A 25,715-nucleotide genomic window follows, 5' to 3' on the forward strand; every position below is an offset into this window, starting at 1 on the left:
TGCTCCTTAGCGACCTTCGGTTGGTGTGGAAACCGGGGCCAGGTCCGGGTAGAGCGGATGCGCCTGGGCCAGTGCCTCCACCCGGGTCTTCAGGACGGACAGGTCGGCGGCCGGCCCGGCAATGAGGGCTTCGGCGATGATGTCCGCGACCTGGTGGAACGCCTCTTCGCCGAAGCCTCGGGTGGCCAGCGCTGGCGTGCCGATGCGCAGGCCGGAGGTGACCATGGGCGGACGCGGGTCGAACGGCACCGCGTTGCGGTTCACCGTGATGTCGATGGCGGCCAGCAGGTCCTCGCCCTGTTGGCCGTCCAGCGCGGAATTGCGCAGGTCAACCAGGACCAGATGCACGTCGGTGCCGCCGGTCAGCACCGTGATGCCCTTCTTTGCGACGTCCTGCTGAGACAGCCTCTCGGCAAGGATCCGTGCGCCCGCCAGCGTGCGCTGCTGGCGGTCGGCGAATTCCTCGGACGCGGCGACCTTGAACGCCACGGCCTTGCCCGCGATGACATGTTCAAGCGGCCCGCCCTGCTGGCCGGGGAACACCGCGGAATTGATCTTCTTGGCGATGTCGGCCTCGTTGGTCAGGATGATGCCGCCGCGCGGACCCGCCAGCGTCTTGTGCGTGGTGGACGTGACCACGTGGGCGTGCGGCACCGGGCTGGCGTGCAGGCCCGCCGCCACCAGGCCGGCGATGTGCGCCATGTCCACCATCAGGTACGCCCCGACGGCGTCCGCGATCCGGCGGAACTCCGCGAAGTCGAGCTGGCGCGGGTAGGCGGACCAGCCGGCGATGATCAGCTGCGGCTTGTGCTCCTGCGCCAGCCGCTCCACCTCAGCCATGTCGACCCGGTGGTCCTCTTCGGAGACGCCGTAAGCGGCCACGTTGTACAGCCTGCCGGAGAAGTTGATTTTCATGCCATGGGTCAGGTGCCCGCCGTGGGCCAGGTTCAGGCCCAGGATCGTGTCGCCGGGCTTGATCAGGGCGTGCATGACCGAGGCGTTGGCCTGCGCACCGGAGTGCGGCTGGACGTTGGCGAAGCCGGCACCGAACAGCTCCTTGACCCGGTCGATGGCCAGCTGCTCGATCACGTCGACGTGCTCGCAGCCGCCGTAATACCGGCGCCCCGGGTAACCCTCGGCGTACTTGTTGGTCACCACCGAGCCCTGGGCCTGCATGACGGCGACGGACGTGTGGTTCTCCGAGGCGATCATTTCCAGCCCGGCCTGCTGGCGGCGCAGCTCGTTGTCGATCTGGGCGGCGATTTCCGGATCGAGGACGCCCAGGTCCGCGTTCAGGCTGGCGCTGGCGACAGCCGTCATGGCCGCGGTCATGCTACTTCACCACCGTTGGCGGTGGCGTACTCCTCGGCGGAGAGCAGCGGGCCTTCCTCCGACACCTGGACGGTGAACAGCCAGCCCGCGCCGTAGGGGTCATCGTTAATCACGGCAGGGTCGGCCACGGCGTCGCCGTTGACTTCGGTGACCTCGCCGGTCACCGGAGAGTAGAGGTCCGAAACGGACTTGGTGGACTCGATTTCACCGCAGGTTTCGCCGGCCGTCACGACGGTACCGACCTCGGGAAGATCCACGTACACGATGTCGCCCAGCGCCTCGGTTGCCACGGCAGAAACGCCGATCCTGGACGGGCCGGAACCGTCGGCGGCCACCCACTCGTGCTCTGCGGAATATCGTAGTTCGGCGTTGACCTTGCTCACTGTGATGCCTTTCTTGGAAACGTGCTGTTGATGCGGAAAAGAATTACTGCCGGCGCCACTGCACGGCCTCGGCGACCGCCAAGGCCTCGTCCAGCAGGGAGGCGTTGGCGACGGGCAGGGCGGTGAGGTCCTGGATTAGGCCGGGGATTCCACCACATTGCGACGGCTCACCGGCGGCGTGGCGGTGTCGCTCAGGGCGTCGTCGATATCGAGGACGCTCGCCTGGCGGATGGATGGGGGAACGGCAGCGTCCACCAGGCCGTCCACGCTGTCGTGGCCGACCAGCTTGAGCATGGGCTCGATGTCCGCATGCCGGCGGGCACCGATATGCCGGTCGGCAAAGGTTGATGAAAGTGGTTGAACCGTCATGAGGAACTCCAAGATCGGGCCGGCCCGAGGGCTCGGCTGGGATTGGGTTCCTCCCCGCTCTGTATTTGACCTGAGAGATTCCGCGGAGTGTGTTCCGCTTGCACCGTCGGTGAGCCTGGCTGCTGCCTGGCTGCTTTCCAGAGTTGCCTCGCCGCGGCGGTACATGGGCCTGAGAGATTCCTGGGGAGGATTTGCTCCTACGGCGCCTGCCCGGATGGTGTGCGGAGAGGACTCTCCCGCCACGGTTCGAAAGGCACATTCAGTTGTGGGTGATTCGTCTCACACGATACACACAGTGCCCGGTGCGATCAAAATCCGGTCGCCGAGCATCAGTCCGGTCCCATCCAAGGTTTCGTCGGCCGCCGCGCGCCCGGAACCGCACCGTCGCCTACCCAATAAAAGGATTCATCAGTATGCTTTGCGTTGATGTCCTCGAGAGGAAGGCTGATGACCGAGGGCCCGGTGTGCCGCCGGGCCGTTGACAAGAATCGACAGGTTTCGACCACGGGTTGGAACGGAAGGCGCCTTGCGCCGGAGACGGAGATTTTGATGAGCAACGAAGAGGGACGCACGCCGCTGTCGCCGGAGGAACTCGAATCCCAGTCCGGAACGGCGCTGCCGGACAAGGAAGTCGCGTCCATCTTGGATTTGAATGCCGATCTCGACCTGGCCATCGATGCGGCCGCGCCCATCGACCTGGCCGTCGCGGCGAACGCCAATGTCGCGGCCCCCATCGATGCCGCCGCCTCGGCCAACATCCTCTCGACCGGCTCCACGGCGCAGGCCCTGTCCGACCAGGGAGTCATCATCAACCAGGGCATCACTGCGGACGCGACCGCCGAGTCCACGCAGGACAGCACCATCGACCAGGGCAATGACACCGTGGACGACGCCGGGGCAACGGCCGGCCCCGCTGCCGGGACAGCCGCCGTCGGCGATTCCGGCCTTTCCCAGGAGGGCGCCTCCGGGCCGGAGGCAACTGCTCCTGCGCTGCTTCCCGACGGCACCCTTCCCGACGGCACCCTTCCCGATGGCACGCTGCCGGACGGCACCCTGCCCGACACCGGATCCGTCACGGAAGGCCTTGGGTCGACCCTCGACGGGAACCTGCTCAACGTCAACGTCAATCTGGCCGCGGACGCCGATATTGCCGCCCCGATCAATGGTGCTGTGGCCGCCAACGCCAACGTTGCCGCGCCGATTGACGCCGCGGTGGCGGCGAATATCGGCTCAGTCGACAGCAATGCCGTCGCGGTGGCGCAGCAGGACGCCATCATCAACCAGCAGATCGACGGCAGCGCCGAGGCCAGCGCCGGCCAGCAGTCCGACCTCGAACAATAGTCCCTGAATGAGCATGGGTCCGAGCCGGCCGCCGGCCGCGAGTGACGTGTTGTCCGGCGGCCGGTCGGCTGCACCCCCTTCGATTGACGTCCCGACGCTGGCCGACGGCGTGCAGCTCCTCGGACCGGCACAGGGTTCCGGCTACCGGGAGCCGCCCGCGCTGGTCCGGCGCGCGGACGGGCAGACGCTCCAGCTCACTCCGCTGCTCTATGCGGTTTTGGAGGGCGTGGACGGCTCTCGAAGCCTCGACCAAATTGCCGAACATGCCGGCGGGACGTCCGGCAGGCTGATCACTGCCGAAAACGTGCAGACCCTGATCGAAAAACAGCTGCTGCCGCTGGGCCTGCTGCGGCTCGCGGACGGCTCACAACCCGAAGTCAAAAAGGCCAGCCCGCTGCTGAGCATGCGCTTCCGCTACACGGTCACGGATCCCGCGCTGACCCGGAAGCTGACGGCTCCTTTCGCCGTCCTGTTCCATCCGCTGATCGCCTTGCCCGTGACTTTGGCCTTTTTGGCGGCGTGCTGGTGGGTGCTGATGGTCAAGGGCCTCGGCTCGGCAACGCACCAAGCCTTCGCCAACCCCGGGTTGCTGCTCTTGGTTTTCGCCACCACCATTCTTTCGGCCGGCTTCCACGAGTTTGGCCATGCCGCCGGGGCACGCCGCGGCGGCGCAACGCCGGGAGCCATGGGCGTCGGCCTGTACCTGATCTGGCCCGCCTTTTACACCGACGTCACGGACTCCTACCGGCTGGGACGCGGCGGCCGGCTCCGCACGGATCTGGGCGGCCTGTACTTTAACGCCATCGTCGTGGTGGGCACGATAGGCGCCTGGTGGCTCACCGGCTTCGACGCGCTGCTGCTGGTGGTGGTGACCCAGATACTGCAGATGGTGCGCCAGCTGCTGCCCCTGGTTCGCTTCGACGGCTACCACATCCTCGCCGACGCAACCGGGGTTCCCGACCTGTTCCAACGGATCAAGCCCACCCTGCTGGCGCTGCTGCCCTGGCGGTGGTCCGATCCCGAACCCAAGCTGCTCAAGCCCTGGGCCAGGGCCGTCGTGACCGCTTGGGTCCTGGTCACGGTTCCGCTGCTCCTGTTCTGCCTCTTCATGATGGTGGTCTCGCTTCCCCGGGTCCTGGGGACGGCCTGGGCCAGCATCATGGACCAACAAAGGCTGCTGGCCGATGCCGGTTCGGACGGCGACTTCGCCATCATGGCCGTGCGTGTCCTGGCGATCACCGCCGTCGCGCTTCCCATTCTCGGGATTGCCTACATCCTGCTCCGCCTAGCCCGCCAGCTCGGCACGGCGGTCTGGGCGAAAACCCGTGGCCGGCCGCTCCGGCGGGTGACCGCCATGGCCGCCGCCGTCGCCGTTCTCGCCGGTTTGGCCTGGGCCTGGTGGCCCGACGACGGCGCCTACCGCCCGGTGCAGCCCTACGAACGCGGAACCCTGTTCGATGCGGCAGCTTCCGTCGCCCCGGTGTCATCAGCAGGGCTGGCCGAAGGCCGCGCAGGGCAAACGGTGGCGGCGTGGCCCTCCGGTACCGACCTGCCCACGGCGGAGGATCCGCAACTGGCGATGGTCCTCGTTCCCCGCGAGATGCAGGCCGGGCACCAAGAGACCGCCACGGCGGACACTACCGAGGATTTACAGAACGACGGCGGTCCCGGCACCACCGTTACTGAACCTTCTGCAAACCCACCGCCGGCCTGGGTCTTCCCCTTCGACCGGCCGCTGGCCCCCGAGGAGGACGGAAACCAGGCCCTCGCCGTCAACGTTGAGGACGGATCCGTGGTCTACGACGTCGCCTTCGCCCTTGTCTGGGCCGCCGACGGACCGGTAGACGCCACGAACGAGGCCTACGCCTTCGCTTCCTGCCGGGGCTGCACCGCCGTCGCCGTCGGCTTTCAGGTTGTCCTGATCCTCGGCCAGACCGACGTCGTCGTCCCCCAAAACCTTTCGGCAGCGGCCAATTACAACTGCGTCGAGTGCCTCACCTACGCCCTCGCCAGCCAGTTGGTCCTCACCCTCGACGGCCCGCTCAGCGACGCAGGCACGGAGAAACTGGCAACCCTGTGGGAGGAGATCGCAACCTACGGCCGGTCGCTCGACGACGTTCCCCTGGACGAAATTCAGGCCCGGCTGAACGACTACAAGATGCGCATTCTCGGCATCATCGAACAGGACGCCGCCATCGGTGACGGCAGCGCCGACACAGGCACCGACGCGGCGTCCGAAACACAGCCGACCTCCGACACGGGCCCGTCTCCGGAGGCAACACCTCCGGCGGACACCGGCAGCGGGCAGCCATCCGCCCCGGCAGAGGCACCCGCCGGTGAACCCGAGCCCGGAACGGCAACGACTTCCCCGACACCGATACCCACCGGCACACCGCAGCCCGAACCCGCCCCCGTGCAGGAGCCTGCCCCTACGCCCGATCCGGCTGACGAACCGGCGCCGGTGCCGAGTGGATAACCCTCGGCGGCTACCGCCGGCGAGACGCAGTGCCTGGGTAGCCCGGAAGCAGCAGGGGTCACCGGGTGGCGCCGGCGGGTTCGTCCTCGAGGTCCTCGGGCGCCCCGAGGTCCATCTCGAGCAGCGGCACCACCTTGGACTTGGTGATGAAGCGGTGGGCCAGCCACAAAACGATGAAGACCGGCAACCCGATGTAGGAGGAAAGCACCTCCATGCCCCGGCCGGCAAGCACGGCCTCGTAGTTCTGTCCGGCGATCACGAGGATCAGCAGGGCGAAGGCCAGCAGCGGACCGATCGGGAACAGGGAGGCCTTGTACGGCAAGTCGCTGACCTTGTTGCCTTGGGCCAGGAAGCCGCGCCTGAAGCGGTAGTGGGAGATAGCGATTCCCGCCCACACGATGAAGCCGCACAGGCCGGACATATTCAGCAGCCAGGAGTAGGCCGCGCCCTGACCGACGATCGCGGAGAGGAACCCGAAGAGACCCACCGCCGCGGTGGCCAGCAGCGCCGGAATCGGCACGCCGCGCGCATTGGTTCTCCGGAAGATTTTCGGGGCCTTCCCGTCATGGGCCATGGCATAAAGCATGCGCGTGGAGGCATATAATCCGGAGTTGCCCGCCGAGAGAATGGCGGTCAGGATCACCGCGTTCATCAGGGCCGCTGCGAAGGCGATTCCGGCGCGCGAGAAGACCAGCGTGAACGGGGATACTGCGACATCGGCCTCGCCGGAGGCCAGCAAACTCGGATCGGTGAACGGGATCAGGCAGCCGATGATGAAGATGGCACCAATGTAGAAGAGCATGATGCGCCAGAAGACCGTGCGAATGGCCTTCGGCACTTCGCGGCGCGGGTTCTTGGCTTCGCCTGCGGCCACGCCCACCAGCTCGGTGCCCTGGAAGGAGAACCCGGCAATCATGAAGACCGAGATGATCGAGACCCAACCGCCGTGGAACACTTCATCGCGGTTTTCCCAGTTGCTCAGGCCCGGGGAGTTGTTCCCGAGGATGCCGAAGATCATCAGCACGCCGGCGATCAGGAAGAGCACCACTGCGGCGACCTTGATGAGGGAGAGCCAGAACTCTGACTCACCGAAGGACTCGGCGGAGAGGGCGTTGAGCCCGGTCAAGACCAGCAGAAAGGCCCCGGCCCACACCCAGCCGGGGACCCCCGGGAACCAGAAATCCATGATGATTCCGGCGGCGACCAGCTCGGCGGCCACCGTGATGGCCCAGTTGAACCAGTAGTTCCAGCCGATCGCGAACCCGAAGGACGGCGAGACAAATCGGGTGGCAAAGGTCTGGAAGGAGCCGGCTACCGGAATCTTGGCCGACATTTCGCCCAGCGACTGCATCAGCAGGAACACCATCAGGCCGACCAGCGCATAGGCGACCAAGGCTCCGCCGGGACCAGCCTGGGAAATCGTGCCGCCCGAGGCCACGAACAGCCCCGTGCCGATCGCACCGCCGATGGCGATCATCTGCAGGTGGCGGCTGCTCAGCCCGCGCTTGAGTTCGTTGTCGGCCTTGCCGGAGATGTGGACTGCCCCTGTCCCTGGGGAGGACCCGCGTTGTGTTTCTGCAGCGGGTCCGGGCGCGACAGCGCTGTCGTCTGTGTGCGTGGGGGAGCTGAGTCCCATTGTGCCTCCGGAAGGTAGCAGCGTTGGTTGAGCTTTCCGGTGGGCCCGCCGGAAAGGACGGTGATCAAGCTAACACGCGCTGAAAAAGAGTTTTCATGCGAAGCGAATGTTTCTGACAAGGACCTCAAAATCTTACGAGTACCGAAGCAGCCGCGGAAAAAGCATCAGAGTTGCTAACTTACTCGCGCTTTTGAGTAAATATCTCTTGTTCATCTGCTACGGGCCCGGCTGCGACGGCCCGTCCCAATATCCGGGTCAACGGTGTCCCTGGAATGCCTGCCACGTCAGTTCGGCCAGTGCGGCCTGGCCGCCGGGGCCGGGGTGGAAGTAATCCAGGGTGCTGATTTCGGTGGCGGAGAATCTGTAGGCGTAGACGGCGCCCCGGTCCCAGTGGCAGTTCTTGTACCTTGCACACGTGTCTTCGAGGATCTCGTTGAAGGCCAGCTCGCGGGCCACAACTTCCTGCCGCTGGTTCTCGGTGACCTCGGCGCCGAGCATGGACGGGCAGGTTCCGTTGGCCGCCCAGACCCGTCTGGCCTCCTGATCGGTGCGCAGAACGGACCACAGGCGGTGAAGGTCGGGAATGCTGCTGACGTAGATGTTGGCGTGCGGCAGCCCGTGATGCAGCGCCTCGAGAGCAGTAGCGACCTGTTCGGTGAAGTCGGCGGTGGACGTCATCGCTGCTGCCGAAGAGGCGCACAGGTCGTTGGCTCCAATGAGGAGGGTGATGTAGTCCGCCTTCTGGGCCACGGCCATGGACACCTGCGCCGGAAGATCCGCCGCTTCGGCGCCGCCGGCGGAATTGTTGTAATTGCTGATGCTGATCTGCGGGTGCAACGCCACCAGTCGCTCGTAGTGGCTGCGTATGCCGTCGGACCGCTCGTCGCCCGTGGACCAGGACTGGGCCGGGTAGTTGCCGGGCTGGCAACAGGTGTTTGCGGCCTGGGTAATGGAATCCCCGAGACCCGCAATGGCGCTTGGATACGATCGCAGGGCGGCGGATCCCGGCACGACCAGCAGCGCGAACAACATCAGCGGCAGGATCAGAAACCGGACGGTGCTGCCCACGGAACCTCCTCTGGGACGAGGGCCACGTCCTGAGGCCAACCCCAAATGGAACCGCAACTAACGCTCCTCATTGGGGTGGGACCCCGTTGAGGGCGAAGCCCCCGACGCGTAAATTTTCCAACATCCGCTCGCAGGTGGCTACCGGCTGGTGGAACGCGCTCGCGTGTCTTAGTTAAGGGAGCGTCCTGTCGACGTAGGGTCGAGTCATGGATGGGCGCCAAGTGACCGAGCTGGAAGGGCAGACCTCGATCAATGAACTGCTTGACGAGCCCGTCGGCGTCTCACACATCCAGTTGGCACTGCCGATCTATGTCCAGCTCCGGGCAGGCGAGTTCCGCCGTCTTTCCTGAACTCTCCGGCGCCGCAGGTTCCCCAGCGGCCGCACTCGCATGCTTTTCCGGAGGGCCTCGCTACACTGACGGCATTGACGGTGATCGGGGGGGGGACGGGCGCGGTGAAGCATAAGCGGCGGCAGGGAGGCCGAGGGCGGTTGCTCGGGCCGATGATGGCGGCATTGCTGACCGTCGCCACCGTGGCGGCCTGCGGGCAGCAACCTGGAAACCCCGGAGAACAAACACGGCCCGAGGCCGAGCTGGTCGACGCCGTCGATTGCACCACGGTGCAGCACATCGTCGAACCAGGGCGGCCGTCCGCGCCTCCGCCGCCGGCGGCCGGTAGCGTGCCCAAAGCCTTCGCGCCTGTTGACGTCATCCGCTGCGACGCCATGGCGATGGCGACCCTCGAGGACGAGGAAGGCCTGTGGTCGGCGTTCACGGAAGAGCGCCTCACCGGAAACATTGACGCACTGTTAAAGGCGCTGGCGCAGCCCAGCGACGGCCCCAGGGCGAACCAGGCCTGCACCGCGGACATGGAAATGGTCCCCGATCTTTGGCTCGTGGATGCGGCCGGCAAAGCCATGCGTGCCGCGTGGCCCACGGATTCCTGCGGCAAGACGAAACCCGGGGTCCGCGAGGTTCTGGCGGGCATGACCGTGCTCGAATCGAAGCAGCACCGGATGGAACTGATCCAGCCGAGGGCGGCGCTGGATGCTGACTGCCCCGCCGAGTGGAGCATCAAGCCGGTGCCGGGCATGACCGCGCTGGCACCCTTCGAGGTGGGCGAGGAGCCGCGTGGCAGCGGCGAGGGCGAGCTGGGTTCCCCCGGTCTGCTGCCGAGCGCCGGCGAGGCCGACGCCTTGAGGATCTGCCAGTACCGGACCGAGCCGGTGCCGGCTGAAGAGGAGGAGCGCCCCGCCGGAGCGCAGCCGGACTTGGAATTTGACGTCATCGAGATCGTGTCCGGGACGTTTTCCAGGGGCGGAAGCATTAAAGGCACGGTCAAAGATGCCATCTTAAACGCGGCCGCAAAGGATCCTGTTGACAGCGAATGCATCGACGACGCAACGGAGTTTGCTGTGCTCTGGCCGCTCGCCAAGGGGCAAAGCGCCGGCGCACCGCTGACCGTGGAACTCGACGGCTGTCAGCGGCTCTACCCACCCGACGGCGCGGCCCGGACGTTGCCGGACGAGGCGGGCACCGCCGTCGTTGTGGCTTTAGAGAAGTGAGGCGTGATGGTGAGGGACAAAGTCGCACTGGTAACCGGAGCGTCCTCCGGCATCGGGGAACACGCCTGCCGGGAACTGGCACGCGGCGGCTTCACCGTCTACGCGGCCGCGCGCCGGCTGGAGCGGATGCGGCCGCTGGAAGAGCACGGGGTCCGCGTCCTCGAGATGAACCTGACCGACGACGCGTCGATGGTGCGCGGGGTGGGGCAAATCCTTTCGGAGCAGGGGCGGCTGGACGTGCTGGTCAACAATGCCGGTTACGGCTCGTACGGCGCGATTGAGAACGTGCCGCTGGAGGACGCCCGGCAGCAGTTCGAAGTGAACCTGTTCGGGCTGGGGCGGCTCATCCAACTGGCGGCCCCCGCCATGCGGGCCCAGGGCAGCGGGCGGATCATCAACGTCTCTTCGATCGGCGGCGTCTTCTACGAACCGCTGGGCGGCTGGTACCACGCGGCGAAATTCGCGGTCGAGGGTTTGTCGGACTGCCTTCGGGTGGAGCTCAAGCCCTTCGGCATCGACGTGGTGATCGTCGAGCCCGGGCCGATTCTGACCGAGTGGGACGCCATCGCGGTGGAAAGCCTGCTGCAGAGTTCCGAAGGGACGGCCTACGCGCAGCAGGCGGAGAGCGCGGCACGGGCGATTGCCGGGGCCTACACGGAACGCACGGGAACGCGGCCGGACGTTGTTGGCCGCCGCATCGCCCGGGTGGCGGCCGCCCGGCGCACGCGCAGCCGGTACCCGGTCGGCAGAGGCGCGCGGACGATCATGGGCGCTCGCCGGCTGCTGCCCGACCGGGTCTTCGACGCCGTGCTCGCCAGGGTCTACCAGCGCTGAACCGCCGCGGAAGGGCTGCTAAGACGCGACGGAGCGACTGCCTTCCACGGAAACTCCCAGGTGATCGCGCAGGGTGCGTCCCGAATATGAGGTCCGGAACCGGCCTCGGGCCTGCAGCTCCGGCACCACGCCGTTGACGAACTCTTCGAGCGAGGACGGGTAGAGGGCCGACATGATCACGAAACCGTCAGCCGCCTCGGAGTCGTAGAGTTCGCACAAGTAGTCGGCGATTTCCGCCGGATCGCCCACGGGCTGGGGGTGCAGTTGGTTCATGGCCTGCGCCGTCGCCAGTTCGCGGACGGTCATCGATTTCCGGCGGGCTGCCGCCAGGAGCATTTGTTCAAAGCCCTCGCTGCCCGTGGCCCCGCGATGGGCCAGCAGCAACTCCTCGGCGCTGCCGTCCGGCTTCAGGTCCTCCCGGGCCGCGTGAAGGAGCCGGCCCAATTTCGTCAGAACGTCCTCCTCATCAAGCGCCGTCTCCAGGCCCACTACGGCTTGGCGGGCGGCGGCGGGAGTGGCACCGGTGATCGGCTGGACGGCCGGGAGCACGGCCAGCCGATCCGGATTCCGTCCGGCGACGGCGGCGCGGGCCCGCAGTTCGGTCCGCACCGCGCGCATGGCGTCCGGAGTGTCGGCGACGGCGAACACGACCTCGGCCCAGCGGGCGGCGAACTCCATGCCGCGCGGGGAGGATCCGGCCTGCATGAGTACCGGCCTTCCCTGCGGACTGCGCGGCAGGGTGAGCGGACCGCGGCTCAGCGGACGGTCGTCGCCGCCGGACCGGGACCGTTCGGGTATCCGGTGGACACGCTCCGGATCCGCAAACCGGCGTCCCGGCGCGTCCAGTGTCAGCGCCCCGGGCTCCCAGGTTTCCCACAGGTCCACTACGGCCTGGACGACGTCGTCGGCCCGGTCGTAACGCTCCGCCTTGGGCGGGATGGAGGCCAGGCCGAAGTTGGCGGCCTCGGCGTCGGTGGTGGACGTGACGATGTTCCAGGCGACCCGGCCGCCGGAGAGGTGATCCAGCGAGAGCAGCTTCCGGGCGATGGTGTAGGCCGGGGTGAAGGTCGTGGAGATGGTGGCGGCCAGCCCCAGGTGCCGGGTCGCCCCGGCAACGAGTGACAGGGTGACCAAAGGGTCGAGATAGATGGCGCCCTTGCCGCCCGTGACCAGCGTGGTGGCGAAGTCGCCCTCGTTGTCCTCCGGGACGGCCAGCGCGTCGGGCAGGAACAGCATGTCGAAGCAGCCTCGTTCCAGCGTCCTGCCCAGATCGAGATAAAACTCCGCGCTCAGCCAGTCCCGCCGGGAGAGCGGATGCCGCCAGTTCTCCGAATACTGGCTGGTCGGCGGGTTGACCATCGCCACCAGGTGCATGCCGTCGGATGTCTGCATTGTCGCGCCCTTCTGTTGAGTGAACAGGGCACGGGTGTGAGGGTTGCTCCCTGCGCTGGCATGATCCAGATCAGGTTCAACGGTCGAAACTTGAGAAGCTTCCTCTCAGCCCGGCTCACCGGACTCCCGTGTACAAGCCAGCAGCCTACCGGCAGCCGCACCGGGCGGCGAAAGGCCGCCGGCACGACGGCGTCATACTCCCAGCCGTTACTGCTGTGCCGGGAGCATGCTGCCGGTTTCCACGAAGCGCTGGTGCCAGGACAAGGCCTCACCGAGCAGGTGCGGGGTGTGCTTGCCGAAGCTGTCCCGGCAGGCACGATCAAAGTAGTCCTGCAGCATCGGCCGGTAGTCCGGGTGGGCGCAGGTCTCGATGATCTTGCGCGCCCGTTGCTTCGGCGCGAGGCCGCGCAGGTCGGCCAGACCCTGCTCCGTGATCACGATCATCGTGTCGTGCTCGGTGTGGTCGACGTGGCTGGCCATCGGCACGATGCTGGAGACCTTCCCGCCCTTGGCCATGCTGGGGGACATGAAGACGGACAGGTAGCTGTTCCGGGCGAAGTCGCCGGAGCCGCCGATGCCGTTCATCACCTTGGTGCCGGCAACGTGGGTGGAGTTGATGTTGCCGTAGATGTCCGCTTCGATCATCCCGTTGAGCGAGATGCAGCCCAGCCGGCGGACCAGTTCGGGGTGGTTGGAGATCTCCTGGGTGCGCAGGATGATGCGCTCGCGGTAGTAGTCGACGTTCGCGTTGAACTCCTCCAAACCGGTGCGGCTGAGCGAGAAGGACGTGGCGGAGGCCATGCGCAGCACGCCCTCCTTGAGCAGCTGCAGCATGCCGTCCTGGATGACCTCGGTGTAGGCGGTCAGGCCGCGGTAGCCGCCGGCCGCCAGGCCTTCCAGCACTGCGTTGGGGATATTACCGACCCCGGACTGCAACGGGAGCAGCTGCTCGGTCAGGCGCCCGCGCCGGACCTCGTGGTCCAGGAACTCCAGCAGGTGGCCCGCGATTTGCTGCGAGTTTTCATCGGGCGGGTTGAAGGGGGAGTTCCGGTCGGGCGCGTCGGTATGCACGATGGCCACGATCTTGTCCGGATCCACCTCCAGGTAGGGCTCACCGATCCGGTCGTCCGGATTCACGAGCGGGATGGGTTTGCGCTCCGGCGGCAGGGCGGTGCCGTGGTAGACGTCGTGCATGCCTTCGAGGCCGAGCGGCTGGGCGTTGTTGATTTCCACGATGACCCGGCTGGCCTCCCGGAGCCAGGTCATGTTGTTGCCCACCGAGGTGGACGGGATCAGCCGTCCATCCTCGAGCACGCCCACGGCCTCGACCACGGCCAGGTCGACGTCGCCGAAAAAGCCGAACCAGGTGTGCTGGGCGACGTGGCTAAGGTGCATGTCGATGTAGTCCAGCTCGCCGGCATTGATCCGTTCGCGCAGCGCCGGGTCCGACTGGTAGGGCAGCCGCAGCTGCATCCCGTCGACCTTGGCGAGGGCGCCGTCGAGCTCGGGGGCCGTTGAGGCGCCGGTCAGCACGCGGATCTTGAACTGCTCCCCGGCCGCATGCGCGGTTTCCATCCGCGCCGCCAGCGCCTGCGGCACGGCCTTCGGATAACCGGCCCCGGTGAAGCCGCTCATGGCCACCGTCATGCCGGGTTTGATCAGTTCAGCCGCCTGCTCCGCGGACATCACGCGCTCGAGCAGGCGGGCGTTGCGAATGCGGTCTTGCATCGTGCCCCTTCGTCTGGATCTCCCCTTCCACTCTAGGGGTCGGGCGCGGGCGCCGGGGCTCGGGGCGGGGAGAAGCGGGCCCTGTTGACGGGCGGAAACGCCGCGCGCAGCCTGATCTCCGGTGGTGAGGCTAGGGCTGGCGCAGCTGTTCTTCCGCGGTCTGCTTCACGCAGGCAGTCAGTTCGTCGAGCACCGGCGAGCTGATCTTCCAGCGCTGCCAGTACAACGGCACGTCCACCGGCAGGTCCGGGGCCAGCTCGTGCAGCGTCCCGTTGCGCACGTCCGCCAGGCACTGTTGCTCCGGCAGCAGCGCCCACCCGAAGCCCAGCCGGACGGCTGCCGCAAACTCCGCCGAGGCCGGCAGATAATGGCGCGGCGCCGCCAGGGCAGCGCCGGTCAGTTCCCGGTAGAAGCGCTCCTGCAGGTCGTCCTTGCGGTCGAAATCCAGCACGGGCGCGGCCGCCAGCCACGCCACACCAGCGTCCCCTGCGCCGGCGGGCCGCCAGTGCTCCAAATAGGCCGGGCTGGCCACCGCACGGTAGCGCAGCGAGCCGAGCGCTTCCACCGAGCAGCCCTGGACCGGCTCCGGCGTCGCCGTTACCGCCGCCGTCACCCGTCCGGCCCGCAGCAGCGAGGTTGAATGCTGCTCGTCTTCGCGGTGGACTTCGAAGAACACGCCCCGCTCGCGCGGCATGCGGGCCAGCGCGCCCAGGAACCAGGTGGCCAGCGAATCCGCGTTGACCACCAGCGGCAGGGCCACGCCGTCACCGTTGCCGCCGAGTTCGCGCTGCGCATCGTCCTGCAGGACCCGCACCTGCCGCGCCAGCCGCAGGACCACATCTCCGGCAGCCGTCGGCCGCACCGGGGCGGTGCGCTGCAACAGGACCTGCCCCGCCGCCTGCTCCATCGCCTTGATCCGTTGGGACACCGCCGAAGGCGTCACGTGGAGCGCACGGGAGGCGGCATCGAAGCTTCCCTCCCGGACGACGACGGCGAAGGTCGCCAGATGGTCGAATTGGAACGGCTGCATAAGCCCAGCTTACGGACCCCTAGATTCTTTAGCTGTACTGATGCACGCGTTGTCAGTAGCGTCGGCTGTTGTGACTACCGCTATTGCCCCCACAGTTTTGCTCGGCCTGGGAACCGGGCTGGCCCTGATCGTCGCCATCGGGGCGCAGAACGCCTTTGTGCTGCGGCAGGGCATCCGCGGGGAGCACATCGGCGTCGTCGTACTCATCTGCGCGGTTTCCGACGCCCTGCTGATCACCGCCGGGATCGCGGGCATCGGTGCAGTAATCCAGGCTGCCCCGGCAGTTGTCGACGTCATCCGTCTGGGCGGGGCGGCGTTCCTGCTGGCCTACGCGGTGTTCGCCGCCAAACGGGCGATCAGGCCGGGCGTGTTGACCGCCTCGGCCAATCGCTCCGGCGGGGGACTGGCCGCGGCGGCCGCCACGGCGCTCGCCCTGACCTGGCTGAACCCGCACGTCTATCTGGACACGGTCCTGTTGCTTGGTTCCATCGCCAACACGCAGGGGCCGGACCTGCGCTGGTATTTCGGCGCCGGCGCCGTGGCGGGCAGCCTCATCTGGTTCAGCGCCCTCGGTTTCGGCGCCCGGCTGCTGCGGCCCTTCTTCGCCCGGCCCGGCTCCTGGCGCCTGCTCGACGGACTGATCGCCGTCGTCATGCTGGCGCTCGGGCTGCGGATGGCCTTCGATCTCTGACCGGATATGCGAGGATGCGGTATGGCCACCACCCTGCTGCTGCTGGCGGATACGCATGTCCCGAAACGCGCGCGGCGCCTCCCGGACCAGGTGTGGGAAGCGGTGGAGGCGGCCGACGTCGTCTTCCACGCCGGCGATTGGGTCACCGCCGACCTGCTCGACGAGCTGGACGAGCGGAGCCGGCGGCTGGTCGCGGTGTTCGGCAACAACGACGGCGACGAGCTGCGCTCGCGGCTGCCGGAGATTGCCGAGGCCACCATCGACGGCGTCCGGTTCGCCATGGTCCACGAAACGGGAGCGGCGCAGGGCCGGGAACAACGGTGCGAGGCCCGCTTCCCCGGTGTCGACGTGCTGGTGTTCGGGCACAGCCACATTCCGTGGGACAGCACGTCGGACGGCGGCCTGCGGCTGCTGAACCCGGGGTCGCCGACCGACCGCCGCCGCCAGCCGGTCTGCACGTACATGACCGCGACGGCCGACGGCGGCCGGCTCCTCGACGTCGAGTTGGTGCCGGTGGACAGGATTGCCGGCCGAGGGCGTTAGTTGCCGGCTACCGCTTTGCTGACCTCGGCCGGGCTTTCGTAGTGCTTGTCGGGGAGATTCTTGAGCGCCGAGAGGACGTCGTCCCCGGCTCCGGATTGTTCCGCGTTCTTCACCAGGTCGGCGGCGGATGCCGGGTAGTCCACGCCGCCCAGCGCCTTCTGGATGTCAATGGGACTGGGATTCTCTGCCATGGGAAACCTTCCGATCGAATGGGAATCCCCACGCTACGTGTTGGGCCGGGCACTGGGAAGAGCCCAAAGGGGCGGGGGTGCGCCTAGCCGGGATTCGGGCTGCCGCGCGCACCGACACGCTGTTGGTAGATCACGGTTTTGCAACGTTGGTTACTTTACGGTAACGTGCAGTCCGTGCGCGGGCGAGATGACCGCGCCAGGGGATGCCGGAACTTCCGGCGCGATTTACCCATGGAATGCCCGGACGCTGCCCACGCCTTTCGCCGTCAGAATGGCAGACGTCCACATGACCTCGATTATGCGAGTGGCTGACGGCGGTGCGGAGACGTTCGGGGACGGACTGAGCATAAGGCGGCCGAACCGGAGCATTGTGAATCCAAATAAAAACCTGAACCTCAGCCGTGCCCTGCGTGGCGGCCTCGCCGCCGTCGCTTTGACCGGAGCCAGCGTTGCGCTGGTCGGACCGGCCGCGAACGCCGCCGACGGGGCAACTTGGGACGCCCTGGCCCAGTGCGAGTCCGGCGGCGACTGGAACATCAACACCGGCAACGGCTACTCCGGCGGCCTGCAGTTCGCCCCGGGCACGTGGGCGGCTAACGGCGGCAGCGGTTCTGCCGCTGACGCAAGCCGTGCCGAGCAAATTGCCGTGGCCGAGAACGTCCTGGACAGCCAGGGCTGGGGCGCCTGGCCTGCCTGCTCGTCCAAGCTGGGACTGGCCGGCGGCGGCGGAGGGTCGCAGGTGAGCAGCCAGTCGGCCCAGATCCAGCAGGCGCCCGTCCAGCAGGCACCCGTCGCCCAGGCGCCGGTCCAGCAGGCCCCGGTCCAGCAGGCGCCGGTCGCCCAGGCCCCGGCCGCACCTGCGGTCCAGGCCCCGGCACCGGCCGCACCCGCGGTGCAGGCACCGGCGGTCAGCGGCGAAACCTACACCGTCCAGCCCGGCGACACCCTGGGCAAGATCGCCCAGTCCCTGGGTCTTCAGGGCGGATGGCAGGATCTGTTCGCAGCCAATGCGGACACTGTTGCCGATCCGAACCTGATCTTCGTGGACCAGGTTCTGCAGCTGCCCGCGCAGTAATCCGGCTTGTACCAACAGCGCCCCGTTCTCCGACAGGAGGGCGGGGCCTTGTTGGTTGGGCCCAAAAGACGCGCCCTAGACTGGTATCAACCGAGTGAGAGGACGGGCCACTGCTGTGTCCACCGTTGAAAACCGCCCGTGGCTGCAGAACTACCAGCCCGGCGTGCCGGCCGAGATCGAAGTTCCCACCGAATCCCTGTCCCACATGGTGGAAGACTCGGTCCGCCGGTTTAGGAAGCAGACGGCCCTGGATTTTTTTGGCGCCACGACCAGCTATCGGGAGCTGGGCCGCCAGATAGACCGGGCAGCGGAAGGCCTGCGCCGGCTCGGCGTGGGCCCGGGCAGCCGCGTCGCCTTGATCCTGCCGAACTGCCCCCAGCACGTGGTGGCCTTCTACGCCGTGCTGCGCCTGGGCGCCGTCGTCGTCGAACATAATCCGCTGTATACCGAGCGCGAACTCCGCCACCAGTTCGAGGACCACGGGGCCACGGTAGCCATTGTCTGGAACAACGTGGTGGCCAAAGTGCAGGGGTTCCCGCCGGACATCGAGGTCAAGGCGATCGTGTCGGTGGACCTGACCCGTGCGATGCCCCGGGCCAAGCGCCTGGCCCTGCGGCTGCCGGTCCCGGCCGCGAGGAAGGCGCGCAAAGCGCTGACCGCGCCGGTGAAGGGCACCGTCACGTGGGAGAGGCTGCTGCAGGCCAGGCCGCTGAAGAAGTCGCATCCCCGGCCGGCGGTGACCGACCTGGCGGCCATCCAGTACACCTCCGGCACCACGGGTCAGCCCAAGGGCGCAATGCTCACGCACCGGAACCTGCGGGCCAACGTGGAGCAGGGCCGCGCGTGGATGCACGGCGTCTCCGAGGGCAAGGAGGTCATGTACGCGATCCTGCCGATGTTCCACGCCTTCGGCATGACCCTGCACCTGACGTTCGGGGTGCTGATCGGTTCGCGGGTGGTTTTGTTCCCCAAGTTCGACGTGGACCTGGTGCTGGCGGCGGCGAAGAAGACTCCGCCCACCATCTTCTGCGCCGTGCCGCCCATCTACGAGCGGACCGCCCGGGAAGCCAGGAAGCGCCGGGTGAATTTGGGCTCCGTGCGGTTCGCCATCTCGGGCGCGATGAACCTGCCGCAGGCTACCGTGGACTTGTGGGAGGAGACCGCCGGCGGCCTGCTGGTGGAGGGCTACGGGATGACGGAGACCTCGCCGGTGGCCCTGGGCAACCCGTTCGCGCCCACGCGGAAGAACGGCACGATCGGTGTTCCGTTCCCCAGCACGGAGATGCGGGTGGTCGATCCGGAGGACCCGTCGAACGAGGTCGCGCCGGGCGAGCCGGGCGAACTCCTGATCCGTGGCCCGCAGGTCTTCCAGGGGTACTGGGGCAAGCCGGAGGAAACGGCGGAGGTCCTGCTCGACGGCGGGTGGGTGCGCACCGGCGATATCGTCACCGTGGACGGGCAGCACAACGTACGGATCGTCGACAGGGTCAAGGAACTGATCATCACCGGCGGCTTCAATGTTTCGCCGTCCGAAGTCGAAGACGCCCTCCGCTCCCACCCCGACGTGATGGAGGCCGCGGCGGTCGGCATCCCGCGGCCGGAGGGCGGCGAGGAGGTGGCGGCCGCCGTCGTGCTTCGCCCCGGCGGCGACGTCAGGCTGGACGAACAGGGGATGCGGGACTACTGCCGCGGCCGGCTGGCGGCCTACAAGGTTCCGCGCCGGATAGTTGCGGTCCGGGAGCTGCCCACGTCGATCCTGGGCAAGGTGCTCCGCAAGCAGGTCAAGGAGCAACTCGCCGCCCGGTGATTTGCCTACCCGCGTGGGGTCTTGCCACAAAGGGGGTGACGCGAACAAGGTGGGGGACGCGAACAAAGTGCGTGACGCGTCACATTACGGACGGGCAGCGAGCATGCGGTGTGAGCCGTGACATAGTGGTCCCCGGTGGCAGCGCAATGGCCGCGCTTTCCGGTTGGGGGAGACCGCGGGCGCTGTCACTTGATTTTTTCGAACTGAAAGAAGTGACATGAAGCGAACATTACTGACGCTGCTGGCAGGCGTCTCCGCGCTTGGCCTGGCGGCTTGTGGATCCGGATCACCGAGCGGCGGCGGCAACGAGGCCGGCGGGGACGAATCCGCCGCCCCCGGGGGCCTGACCAAGGTGACCGTCGGCGTGATTCCGATTGTGGACACCGCCCCGCTGTGGCTCGGCGACTCGAAGGGGTTCTTCGAAGAAGAGGGCCTGGACCTGGACATCCAGAATGTCGCCGGCGGCGCGGCGGCCATCCCCGCCGTGGTCAGCGGTGGGTTCGACTTCGCCTTCGGCAACGTCGTGTCGGTCATGGTGGCCAACGACAAGGGCCTGGACATCCAGTTGGTGGCCAACGGCAACTCCACGTCGGGAGACACCTCGCACGATTTCGGCGGGGTAGTGGTGAAGGGCGATTCGGACATTAAGTCGCCCAAGGACCTGGCCGGCAAGACCGTTTCAGTGAATACCCTCTCCAACATCGGCGACACCACCATCCGCAGCGTAATCGAGGCCGACGGCGGCGACCCCGAGAGCGTGAAGTTCGTCGAGGTCGGCTTCCAGGACGCCCCGGCGGCGCTGGCCAAGGGGCAGGTCGACGCCGCGTGGATCCTGGATCCGTTCCTGTCCCAGGCCGTGGCCGACGGCGGCCGCGTTGTCTCCTACAACTTCGCCGACTTCGACAAGAACCTGGATATCTCGGGCTACTTCGCCACCGGCGAGACGGTATCGGGCGATCCGGAACTGGTGAAGAAGTTCCAGGCCGCGATGAACCGCTCGCTGGAGTACGCGCAGGAGAACCCGGACGAGGTCCGCGAGATCGTGGGCACCTACACCAAGATCGACGAAGCCGCCCGCGCGGAGATGGCCCTGCCCACCTTCCGCAAGGACTTCAACATGGAGGCGGCGCAGAAGCTCGCCGACGCGGCCCTGAAGTACGGCACGCTGGGGAAGCCCGCCGAGCTGGACAAGTTCTTCCCGTAGGGGCTAGTTCCTCACCCGGTACGACGGCGGGGCCTCCCGGCGTCTGCTACCCCGACAGCGCCTCTCCCGAAAGGGAGGGGCGCTGTCTGCGTTCCGCCACCACCCGGGCTGCTAGATGCGGCTGTGCTCGCCGGGATCCCGCCACTTGCGCACCGGAGGCCTCCAGCCCTCGATGGCGTCCAGCAGCTCGGCCGCGGAGCCGGCCACGATGACCGCATCCCGATAGTCCTGTTTGAGGAAGCCGCCGGCGACCAGGCCGTCGATGGTGGCCAGCAGCTGGTCCCAGAAGCCGTTGATGTTCAAGAAGGCCACCGGCTTCTCGTGGATACCCAGCTGAAGCCACGTCCAGGCTTCGAAAATCTCCTCCAGCGTTCCAATGCCGCCCGGCAGCGCCACGAAGGCGTCGGCCAGGTCCGCCATCATTTGTTTGCGCTCGTGCATGGAGTCCACCACGTGCAGGGTGCTCAGCCCGACGTGCCCTACTTCGGTCTTGTCCAGCGACTCCGGGATCACGCCCACCACGTCGCCGCCGGCCTCCACCGCGCTGTCCGCGACGACGCCCATCAGGCCCACCTGCCCGCCGCCGTACACAATCCCGATGCCGCGGGAGGCGAGGTCGGTGGCGAACCGCTCCGCCTCCCGCGCGTAGACCTCGTCCGTGCCGCTGGCCGATCCGGTGAAAACTGCAAGTCGCATGCGGCTATTATTCCAGTGCCGCTAGACTCGTTGACCATGACCGAAGTGGACGAGCAAGGCCGCACGGAACCGCCCTTGGCCGCCGGCGAGGCCGCAACCCTGCTGGGTTTCCTCGAGTTCCACCGCGCTACCTTGGAATGGAAATGCGCGGGCCTGGGCGCGGAAGGATTGGCCGCCACCCTGGCGCCGTCCCGCATGACCCTGGGCGGCATGCTCAAGCACCTGGCGTTCGTGGAGGACTACTGGTTCTCCCACCGGTTGCACGGGCTGGACCCGCAGCCACCCTGGGACACGGTGGACTGGAAGGCCAGCCCGGACTGGGATTGGCAATCCGCGGGCGAAGACACGCCGGAACAGCTCCGCGGGATGTGGAAAGCCGCCGTCGCACGTTCCTGGTCCCTGACCGATGGCGCCCTGGCCGATGGGGGCCTGGACAAGATCGGCTCGACGGCCGGGTCCGATACCGCGGTTCCCAGCCTGCGATGGATCCTGGTCCACATGATCGAGGAGTACTCGCGGCACAACGGGCATGCCGACCTGCTGCGCGAGGCAGTGGACGGACTGGTCGGGGAGTAGCGCTGCCGGTCGCCACACCTGTCAGCAGCGCCGGCCGCGCAATCCGGTCCGGTCAGTTGCGGTGTTCCCGGTTGGGGTTGCCGGCTAGTACTGCTCCGAATCGTCGCGCGGATACTCTTCGTCCTCGTCCGGCTTGACCGCTTCCAACTGCTCCTGCAGGTCGGCCTCGTTCGCTTCCCACTCGACCGGCACCGGCGGGGATTCCACTTGGTCCGGGACATCCTCGTCGACCGGGCGCTCCTGCCAGGCGCGGTCGGCTTCATCCGCTGCCGGGATGTCTGCTTCGTGGTTGCCGGTGCTGGTCATCGCGGGCCCTCCTGTTGTCTGGTTCGGTCACATGCGGTCGTCTGATCACTACGGTAGCTAAACGTGGCGCCTATCCGCCGGCAACCGATTGGATGATCAGCAGTTCCTGCCCCGGTTCCACGAGCGTGGCCGGCCCGTCCAAAGTGCGGATGTCCTCGCCGTCGAGATAGAGATTGACGTAGCGGCGGATGGCACCGGTTTCGTTGCGGACCCGGCGGTTGAAGACCGGGTAGTCGCCGGCCAAGGCGTCCAGGATGTCCGCCACGGATTGCGGGCCGGATGCCGGCACGGTCAGCTCACGCTGCTCGCCTGTGACCTTGGCCAGCAGGCTGGGCACGACGACGGTGACCGCCTTTTCTGCCACACCCACCACGGGGATCCCTCCTTACAGGTTGGCCGCGCGGACGCACAGGACGTCCGGCAGCCCCGAGGCCACTTCCACGAAGACTTCGCCCTCGTCGGCACTGGCGTACACCGAGCCGCCGCGGGTGCCGAAGTAGACGCCGGCCGGATCGCCGGTGTCCACGGCAGCGGCGTCGCGCAGCACCACGTTGTAGTCCAGGTCCGGCAATCCGGTGGCGAAACGCGCCCAGGTGGCGCCGCCGTCGTCGGTCCGGTGCACGGCGAGATGCCCGTCCGGCGGGATCCGTTCGCCGTCGGCCTTGATCGGGACCACCCAGGCGGTCCGGGACTTCCGCGGATGGGTGAGCATGACGAAGCCGAAATCGGTGGGCAGCCCGTCGGCGATGGACTGCCAGTTGTCGCCGGAATCGTCCGAGCGGTAGACGCCGTGGTGGTTCTGCGCAAAGAGGGTGGACGGTTCGGCGGCGTCCCGCGCGATCTTGTGGACGCACTGGCCCACCTCGGGATTCGGGTCGGGCATGAAGTACGCGCTGATGCCGTGGTTGCGCGCCTGCCAGCTGGCGCCGCCGTCGGTGGTCCGGTACACGCCCCCGGTGCTCATGGCCACGTGGACGGTATCCGGATCCTGCGGGCTCGGCAGGACCGAATGGACGGCCGCCCCGCCGTAACCGGCCCCCCACTGGTCCTTGTCCGGGTGGTCCCACAGGCTGCGATTGAGCTCGAAGTGCTCGCCGCCGTCGGTGGACTTCCAGACGGAAATCGGTTCGCAGCCGGCCCAGACCACGCCCGGCCGGTCCGCGGCATCGGGCTGGATCTGCCAGATCCGCTCCAGCGCCGCGCCGTCGTCGTCGCCGAAGCGGATGGCGCCGTTCTCCGGTTCCGTCCAGGTCTCGCCCAGGTCCTCCGAGCGGAACACCGTGGGGCCCCAGTGCTCTGAGCGGGCGCCCACCAGAAGGCGGGTCGAGCCGTCGCGCTGGTCGATCCCGATGCTGGGGATCTCGTTCATCAAAAAGTGCGGGCCGGACAGGGACCAATTGGTCCGGTCGCGGCTGGTAGCCAGCCACAGCCCTTTCTTGGTCCCGATCGCCAGGACGGTCTCCCCAGTAGCCATGCCACCCATTCGACCACCGAGGCACCGGCTGCGCAACGGTTTTGCGGCGAACGGCCGGGCGCGGGGCAGAATGGGGAGGCCGACCTTACTTCAGGAACGAGGACATGAGCACGCAGCCGCCGCACCAGCCCGGGTCCCGCCTCTGGCTCTGGGTCCTGATGGCGGCCGCCGTGCTAACGCAGACGTCGTTGAACGTGTCGCGGCCCGTGGTGTCCTACAAGCTGCTGGCCTTGGGCGGAGACGCTGCAGTGATCGGCGTGGTGACCGCCGTTTACGCCGTGCTGCCGGTGGTGGCGGCGCTGTGGCTCGGGCGGGTGAGCGACCGTATTCCTTCGCTCAAGGGCATGGTCGCGTTGGGTGCGGCCCTGCTGGCGGTGGCCACGCTGGGGCTGGCCCTGGCGCAGGGATTCGTGGTCATCGCGGTATCCATGGCCCTGCTCGGGGTGGGGCACCTGGTGTTCACTATTGCCGGCCAGTCCGCCATCGGGCGGTATGCGCCGCTGAATCAGATGGACAGCGGCTTCGGCTGGTTCACCGCGGCGTTTTCGCTGGGTCAGTTGCTCGGCCCGCTGCTCGCCGGGCTGCTGCTGGGCAGCGGGACGGCGGGAGTGGGGCCGAGCTGGCTCGGCGACATCAACCTGGCCCTGCTGCTGGCGGCCGGGATTGCCGCCGCCGGGGCGCCGGTGATGCTGATCGGTGCGCATCCGGGCGCGGCGGCCCGGCGGTTCCGCCGCGGCCAGAACGACGGCGGCGCCGCGCGGGAGCCGGTGGTGAAGGAGCCGGTGCTGCAGATCCTGCGGCGGCCCGGCGTGGCCTGGAACATGCTGGCGTCCATGGCGCTGCTCTCGGTGATCGACATCCTGGTGGCGTTCCTGCCGCTGGTCGGCGAGGAGCTCGGGGTGCCGCCGCTCTGGGTCGGCGTCCTGCTGGCCGTGCGGGCGGGCGCGTCGATCATCTCCCGCATCCTGCTGCCCTGGTTGGTGCACCGCTGGACCCGGATCCAGTTGCTGGTGGCCAGCCTGCTGGGCTCCGGTGCGGCGATCGCCGTGACGCCGTTCGTCCTGGAGCCCTTCTGGGTGGCCGCGGCGGCGCTGTTCGTGGGCGGCTTCCTCCTGGGTTTGGGCCAGCCGCTGACCATGACGCTGATCAGCCACGCGGTCCGCCCGGAGTCCCGGGGCTCGGCGCTGGCACTGCGGCTGCTGGGCAACCGGGTGGGGCAGGTTGTGCTGCCGCTGGCCGCGGGCCTGGTGGCCGCCCCGCTCGGCCCGGGCGGCGCGATCTGGTTCTCCTGCGCGGTACTGGGCGGGGCGGCCGCGGCACGGTTGACGGTGCGCACCGGCGGTGGCGGCGGCGGGCGGCGGCCGGCCGGTTAAAGCCGGCCTGGCGCTCCGGTTCGGGCGGCTGCTCCGGTTGTTTAGTGGAGCAGGGACCCGAAACGGAGCACGACGGCGATGGCTGAGCACCGCCGTCGTGCTTGGGATGTTGGGAAGTCCCCGGAATCAGACCCCGAGGGTCTCGCGCAGGCGGGCGACGTGGCCCTTGGCGTCCACGTCGTACTCGGCGTGCTTGATGGTTCCGTCCGGACCGATCACGAAGGTGCTGCGCAGGGTGCCGGTGATGACCTTCCCGCCGAAGGTCTTGTCGCCGTAGGAGCCGTACGCCTTGGCCACGGCGAAATCCGGGTCGGAGAGCAGCGGGAACGTCAGGCCCTCGGCGTCGCTGAACGCCTGGATGGCCTCGGGACCGTCCGGCGAGATCCCGATGACGTCGTAGTTCGCGGCCTGCAGGGAGTTGAGGCTGTCGCGGAAATCGCAGGCCTCGGTGGTGCAGCCAGGGGTGGCGGCCTTGGGGTAGAAGTAGACCACCACGCTCCCGCCGGCGTAGTCGGACAGCGAGACCTTCTTGCCGTCGGCGTCGGAGAGCGTGAACTCGGGGGCGGACATACCGGGCTGGAGTTGGGACACGAAGATCCTCTTTCATCGAAACGTACCAGTTGCGA

Annotated in this window: 25 protein-coding genes, 1 pseudogene and 2 riboswitches; of the genes and pseudogenes, 12 read left to right on the forward strand and 14 right to left on the reverse strand. The window is 67.8% G+C overall.

Translation table 11 applies throughout. The features are described from left to right. Positions 1-6: 6 nt before the first annotated feature. From glyA to AC5RVS_RS03975, 3 genes and pseudogenes are all read right to left on the reverse strand, one after another. Entirely contained in the window at positions 7-1,332 is a 1,326-nt protein-coding gene (glyA, locus tag AC5RVS_RS03965) for a serine hydroxymethyltransferase (protein WP_494107193.1), read from the reverse strand. Then, the gene (gcvH, locus tag AC5RVS_RS03970; protein ID WP_494107194.1) at positions 1,329-1,715 is read right to left on the reverse strand and encodes a glycine cleavage system protein GcvH; all 387 of its coding nucleotides are present in this window, start codon (positions 1,713-1,715) and stop codon (positions 1,329-1,331) included. The genes glyA and gcvH overlap by 4 nt, the downstream gene beginning before the upstream one ends. Before the next feature lie 46 nt (positions 1,716-1,761). Then, positions 1,762-2,084 (reverse strand): annotated as a pseudogene (locus AC5RVS_RS03975) (glycine dehydrogenase (aminomethyl-transferring)); the annotation flags it as partial. A 147-nt stretch (positions 2,085-2,231) separates the two neighbouring features. After that, a riboswitch (glycine riboswitch) is annotated at positions 2,232-2,333 on the reverse strand. Positions 2,334-2,633: 300 nt separating this feature from the next. Between AC5RVS_RS03975 and AC5RVS_RS03980 the strand changes: the two are divergent. Further along, positions 2,634-3,425 carry a peptidoglycan-binding protein gene (locus tag AC5RVS_RS03980; RefSeq protein ID WP_494107195.1) on the forward strand — a complete coding sequence of 264 codons (792 nt, stop codon included), beginning with the start codon at positions 2,634-2,636 and terminating at the stop codon, positions 3,423-3,425. A gap of 7 nt (positions 3,426-3,432) precedes the next feature. Beyond that, positions 3,433-5,901 carry a hypothetical protein gene (locus AC5RVS_RS03985; RefSeq protein ID WP_494107196.1) on the forward strand — a complete coding sequence of 823 codons (2,469 nt, stop codon included), beginning with the start codon at positions 3,433-3,435 and terminating at the stop codon, positions 5,899-5,901. Between the two features lie 58 nt (positions 5,902-5,959). Here the strand turns inward: AC5RVS_RS03985 and AC5RVS_RS03990 are convergent, their stop codons facing one another. Both AC5RVS_RS03990 and AC5RVS_RS03995 read right to left on the reverse strand, forming a co-directional pair. Beyond that, entirely contained in the window at positions 5,960-7,537 is a 1,578-nt protein-coding gene (locus AC5RVS_RS03990) for an amino acid permease (RefSeq protein WP_494107197.1), read from the reverse strand. 255 nt (positions 7,538-7,792) lie between these two features. Next, on the reverse strand, positions 7,793-8,605 hold the full coding sequence (locus AC5RVS_RS03995; protein ID WP_494107198.1) for a GDSL-type esterase/lipase family protein: 813 nt from the start codon (positions 8,603-8,605) through the stop codon (positions 7,793-7,795). A 206-nt stretch (positions 8,606-8,811) separates the two neighbouring features. Between AC5RVS_RS03995 and AC5RVS_RS04000 the strand changes: the two genes are divergently transcribed. The 3 genes from AC5RVS_RS04000 (at position 8,812) to AC5RVS_RS04010 (ending at position 11,003) form a co-directional block, all read left to right on the forward strand. Continuing rightward, positions 8,812-8,955 (forward strand): hypothetical protein, encoded by a 144-nt coding sequence (locus AC5RVS_RS04000; RefSeq protein ID WP_494107199.1) that lies wholly within the window; start codon positions 8,812-8,814, stop codon positions 8,953-8,955. Positions 8,956-9,029: 74 nt separating this feature from the next. Continuing rightward, positions 9,030-10,169 (forward strand): hypothetical protein, encoded by a 1,140-nt coding sequence (locus tag AC5RVS_RS04005; protein ID WP_494107200.1) that lies wholly within the window; start codon positions 9,030-9,032, stop codon positions 10,167-10,169. A 6-nt stretch (positions 10,170-10,175) separates the two neighbouring features. Beyond that, the gene (locus AC5RVS_RS04010) at positions 10,176-11,003 is read left to right on the forward strand and encodes an oxidoreductase (RefSeq protein WP_494107316.1); all 828 of its coding nucleotides are present in this window, start codon (positions 10,176-10,178) and stop codon (positions 11,001-11,003) included. An 18-nt stretch (positions 11,004-11,021) separates the two neighbouring features. Here AC5RVS_RS04010 and AC5RVS_RS04015 read toward each other — a convergent pair whose 3' ends face one another. From AC5RVS_RS04015 to AC5RVS_RS04025, 3 genes are all read right to left on the reverse strand, one after another. After that, on the reverse strand, positions 11,022-12,395 hold the full coding sequence (locus AC5RVS_RS04015) for an NtaA/DmoA family FMN-dependent monooxygenase (RefSeq protein ID WP_494107201.1): 1,374 nt from the start codon (positions 12,393-12,395) through the stop codon (positions 11,022-11,024). Between the two features lie 30 nt (positions 12,396-12,425). Beyond that, a riboswitch (TPP riboswitch) is annotated at positions 12,426-12,535 on the reverse strand. Between the two features lie 67 nt (positions 12,536-12,602). Further along, positions 12,603-14,123 carry a succinyl-CoA:acetate CoA-transferase ScpC gene (scpC, locus tag AC5RVS_RS04020; RefSeq protein ID WP_494107202.1) on the reverse strand — a complete coding sequence of 507 codons (1,521 nt, stop codon included), beginning with the start codon at positions 14,121-14,123 and terminating at the stop codon, positions 12,603-12,605. A gap of 130 nt (positions 14,124-14,253) precedes the next feature. After that, positions 14,254-15,153, reverse strand: coding sequence for a LysR family transcriptional regulator ArgP (locus tag AC5RVS_RS04025; protein WP_494107203.1), 900 nt, complete (start codon positions 15,151-15,153; stop codon positions 14,254-14,256). A 70-nt stretch (positions 15,154-15,223) separates the two neighbouring features. On the opposite strand from AC5RVS_RS04025, the gene AC5RVS_RS04030 reads away from it, so the two are divergent. After that, positions 15,224-15,844, forward strand: coding sequence for a LysE/ArgO family amino acid transporter (locus AC5RVS_RS04030; protein WP_494107204.1), 621 nt, complete (start codon positions 15,224-15,226; stop codon positions 15,842-15,844). A 21-nt stretch (positions 15,845-15,865) separates the two neighbouring features. Further along, entirely contained in the window at positions 15,866-16,387 is a 522-nt protein-coding gene (locus AC5RVS_RS04035; protein ID WP_494107205.1) for a metallophosphoesterase family protein, read from the forward strand. Here the strand turns inward: AC5RVS_RS04035 and AC5RVS_RS04040 are convergent. Beyond that, positions 16,384-16,578: a DUF2795 domain-containing protein gene (locus AC5RVS_RS04040; protein ID WP_494107206.1), complete on the reverse strand. Its 195-nt coding sequence runs from the start codon at positions 16,576-16,578 to the stop codon at positions 16,384-16,386. The genes AC5RVS_RS04035 and AC5RVS_RS04040 overlap by 4 nt on opposite strands. Positions 16,579-16,948: 370 nt before the next feature. Between AC5RVS_RS04040 and AC5RVS_RS04045 the strand changes: the two genes are divergently transcribed. The 3 genes from AC5RVS_RS04045 (at position 16,949) to AC5RVS_RS04055 (ending at position 20,664) form a co-directional block, all read left to right on the forward strand. Beyond that, positions 16,949-17,653: a transglycosylase family protein gene (locus AC5RVS_RS04045; RefSeq protein ID WP_494107207.1), complete on the forward strand. Its 705-nt coding sequence runs from the start codon at positions 16,949-16,951 to the stop codon at positions 17,651-17,653. 115 nt (positions 17,654-17,768) lie between these two features. Further along, positions 17,769-19,460 carry a long-chain-fatty-acid--CoA ligase gene (locus AC5RVS_RS04050; RefSeq protein ID WP_494107208.1) on the forward strand — a complete coding sequence of 564 codons (1,692 nt, stop codon included), beginning with the start codon at positions 17,769-17,771 and terminating at the stop codon, positions 19,458-19,460. Between the two features lie 217 nt (positions 19,461-19,677). After that, complete coding sequence (locus AC5RVS_RS04055) at positions 19,678-20,664, forward strand: ABC transporter substrate-binding protein (protein ID WP_494107209.1); 987 nt, start codon at positions 19,678-19,680, stop codon at positions 20,662-20,664. 111 nt (positions 20,665-20,775) lie between these two features. Here the strand turns inward: AC5RVS_RS04055 and AC5RVS_RS04060 are convergent, their stop codons facing one another. Beyond that, positions 20,776-21,360, reverse strand: coding sequence for an LOG family protein (locus AC5RVS_RS04060; protein WP_494107210.1), 585 nt, complete (start codon positions 21,358-21,360; stop codon positions 20,776-20,778). Positions 21,361-21,396: 36 nt separating this feature from the next. Between AC5RVS_RS04060 and AC5RVS_RS04065 the strand changes: the two genes are divergently transcribed. Then, positions 21,397-21,936, forward strand: coding sequence for a DinB family protein (locus tag AC5RVS_RS04065; protein ID WP_494107211.1), 540 nt, complete (start codon positions 21,397-21,399; stop codon positions 21,934-21,936). An 84-nt stretch (positions 21,937-22,020) separates the two neighbouring features. On the opposite strand, the gene AC5RVS_RS04070 is transcribed toward AC5RVS_RS04065, so the two are convergent. The 3 genes from AC5RVS_RS04070 to AC5RVS_RS04080 all read right to left on the reverse strand — a co-directional run bounded on the left by AC5RVS_RS04070 (position 22,021) and on the right by AC5RVS_RS04080 (position 23,725). Further along, complete coding sequence (locus tag AC5RVS_RS04070) at positions 22,021-22,242, reverse strand: Rv3202a family protein (RefSeq protein ID WP_494107212.1); 222 nt, start codon at positions 22,240-22,242, stop codon at positions 22,021-22,023. 70 nt (positions 22,243-22,312) lie between these two features. After that, the gene (locus AC5RVS_RS04075) at positions 22,313-22,615 is read right to left on the reverse strand and encodes a MoaD/ThiS family protein (protein ID WP_494107213.1); all 303 of its coding nucleotides are present in this window, start codon (positions 22,613-22,615) and stop codon (positions 22,313-22,315) included. Between the two features lie 12 nt (positions 22,616-22,627). Next, entirely contained in the window at positions 22,628-23,725 is a 1,098-nt protein-coding gene (locus tag AC5RVS_RS04080) for a WD40/YVTN/BNR-like repeat-containing protein (protein ID WP_494107214.1), read from the reverse strand. Positions 23,726-23,820: 95 nt separating this feature from the next. Between AC5RVS_RS04080 and AC5RVS_RS04085 the strand changes: the two genes are divergently transcribed. Then, on the forward strand, positions 23,821-25,089 hold the full coding sequence (locus AC5RVS_RS04085; RefSeq protein WP_494107215.1) for an MFS transporter: 1,269 nt from the start codon (positions 23,821-23,823) through the stop codon (positions 25,087-25,089). 126 nt (positions 25,090-25,215) lie between these two features. Here AC5RVS_RS04085 and bcp read toward each other — a convergent pair whose 3' ends face one another. After that, positions 25,216-25,680 carry a thioredoxin-dependent thiol peroxidase gene (bcp, locus tag AC5RVS_RS04090; protein WP_494107216.1) on the reverse strand — a complete coding sequence of 155 codons (465 nt, stop codon included), beginning with the start codon at positions 25,678-25,680 and terminating at the stop codon, positions 25,216-25,218. Positions 25,681-25,715 lie beyond the last annotated feature (35 nt).

The organism is Arthrobacter sp. Y3221048, from assembly GCF_059092685.1.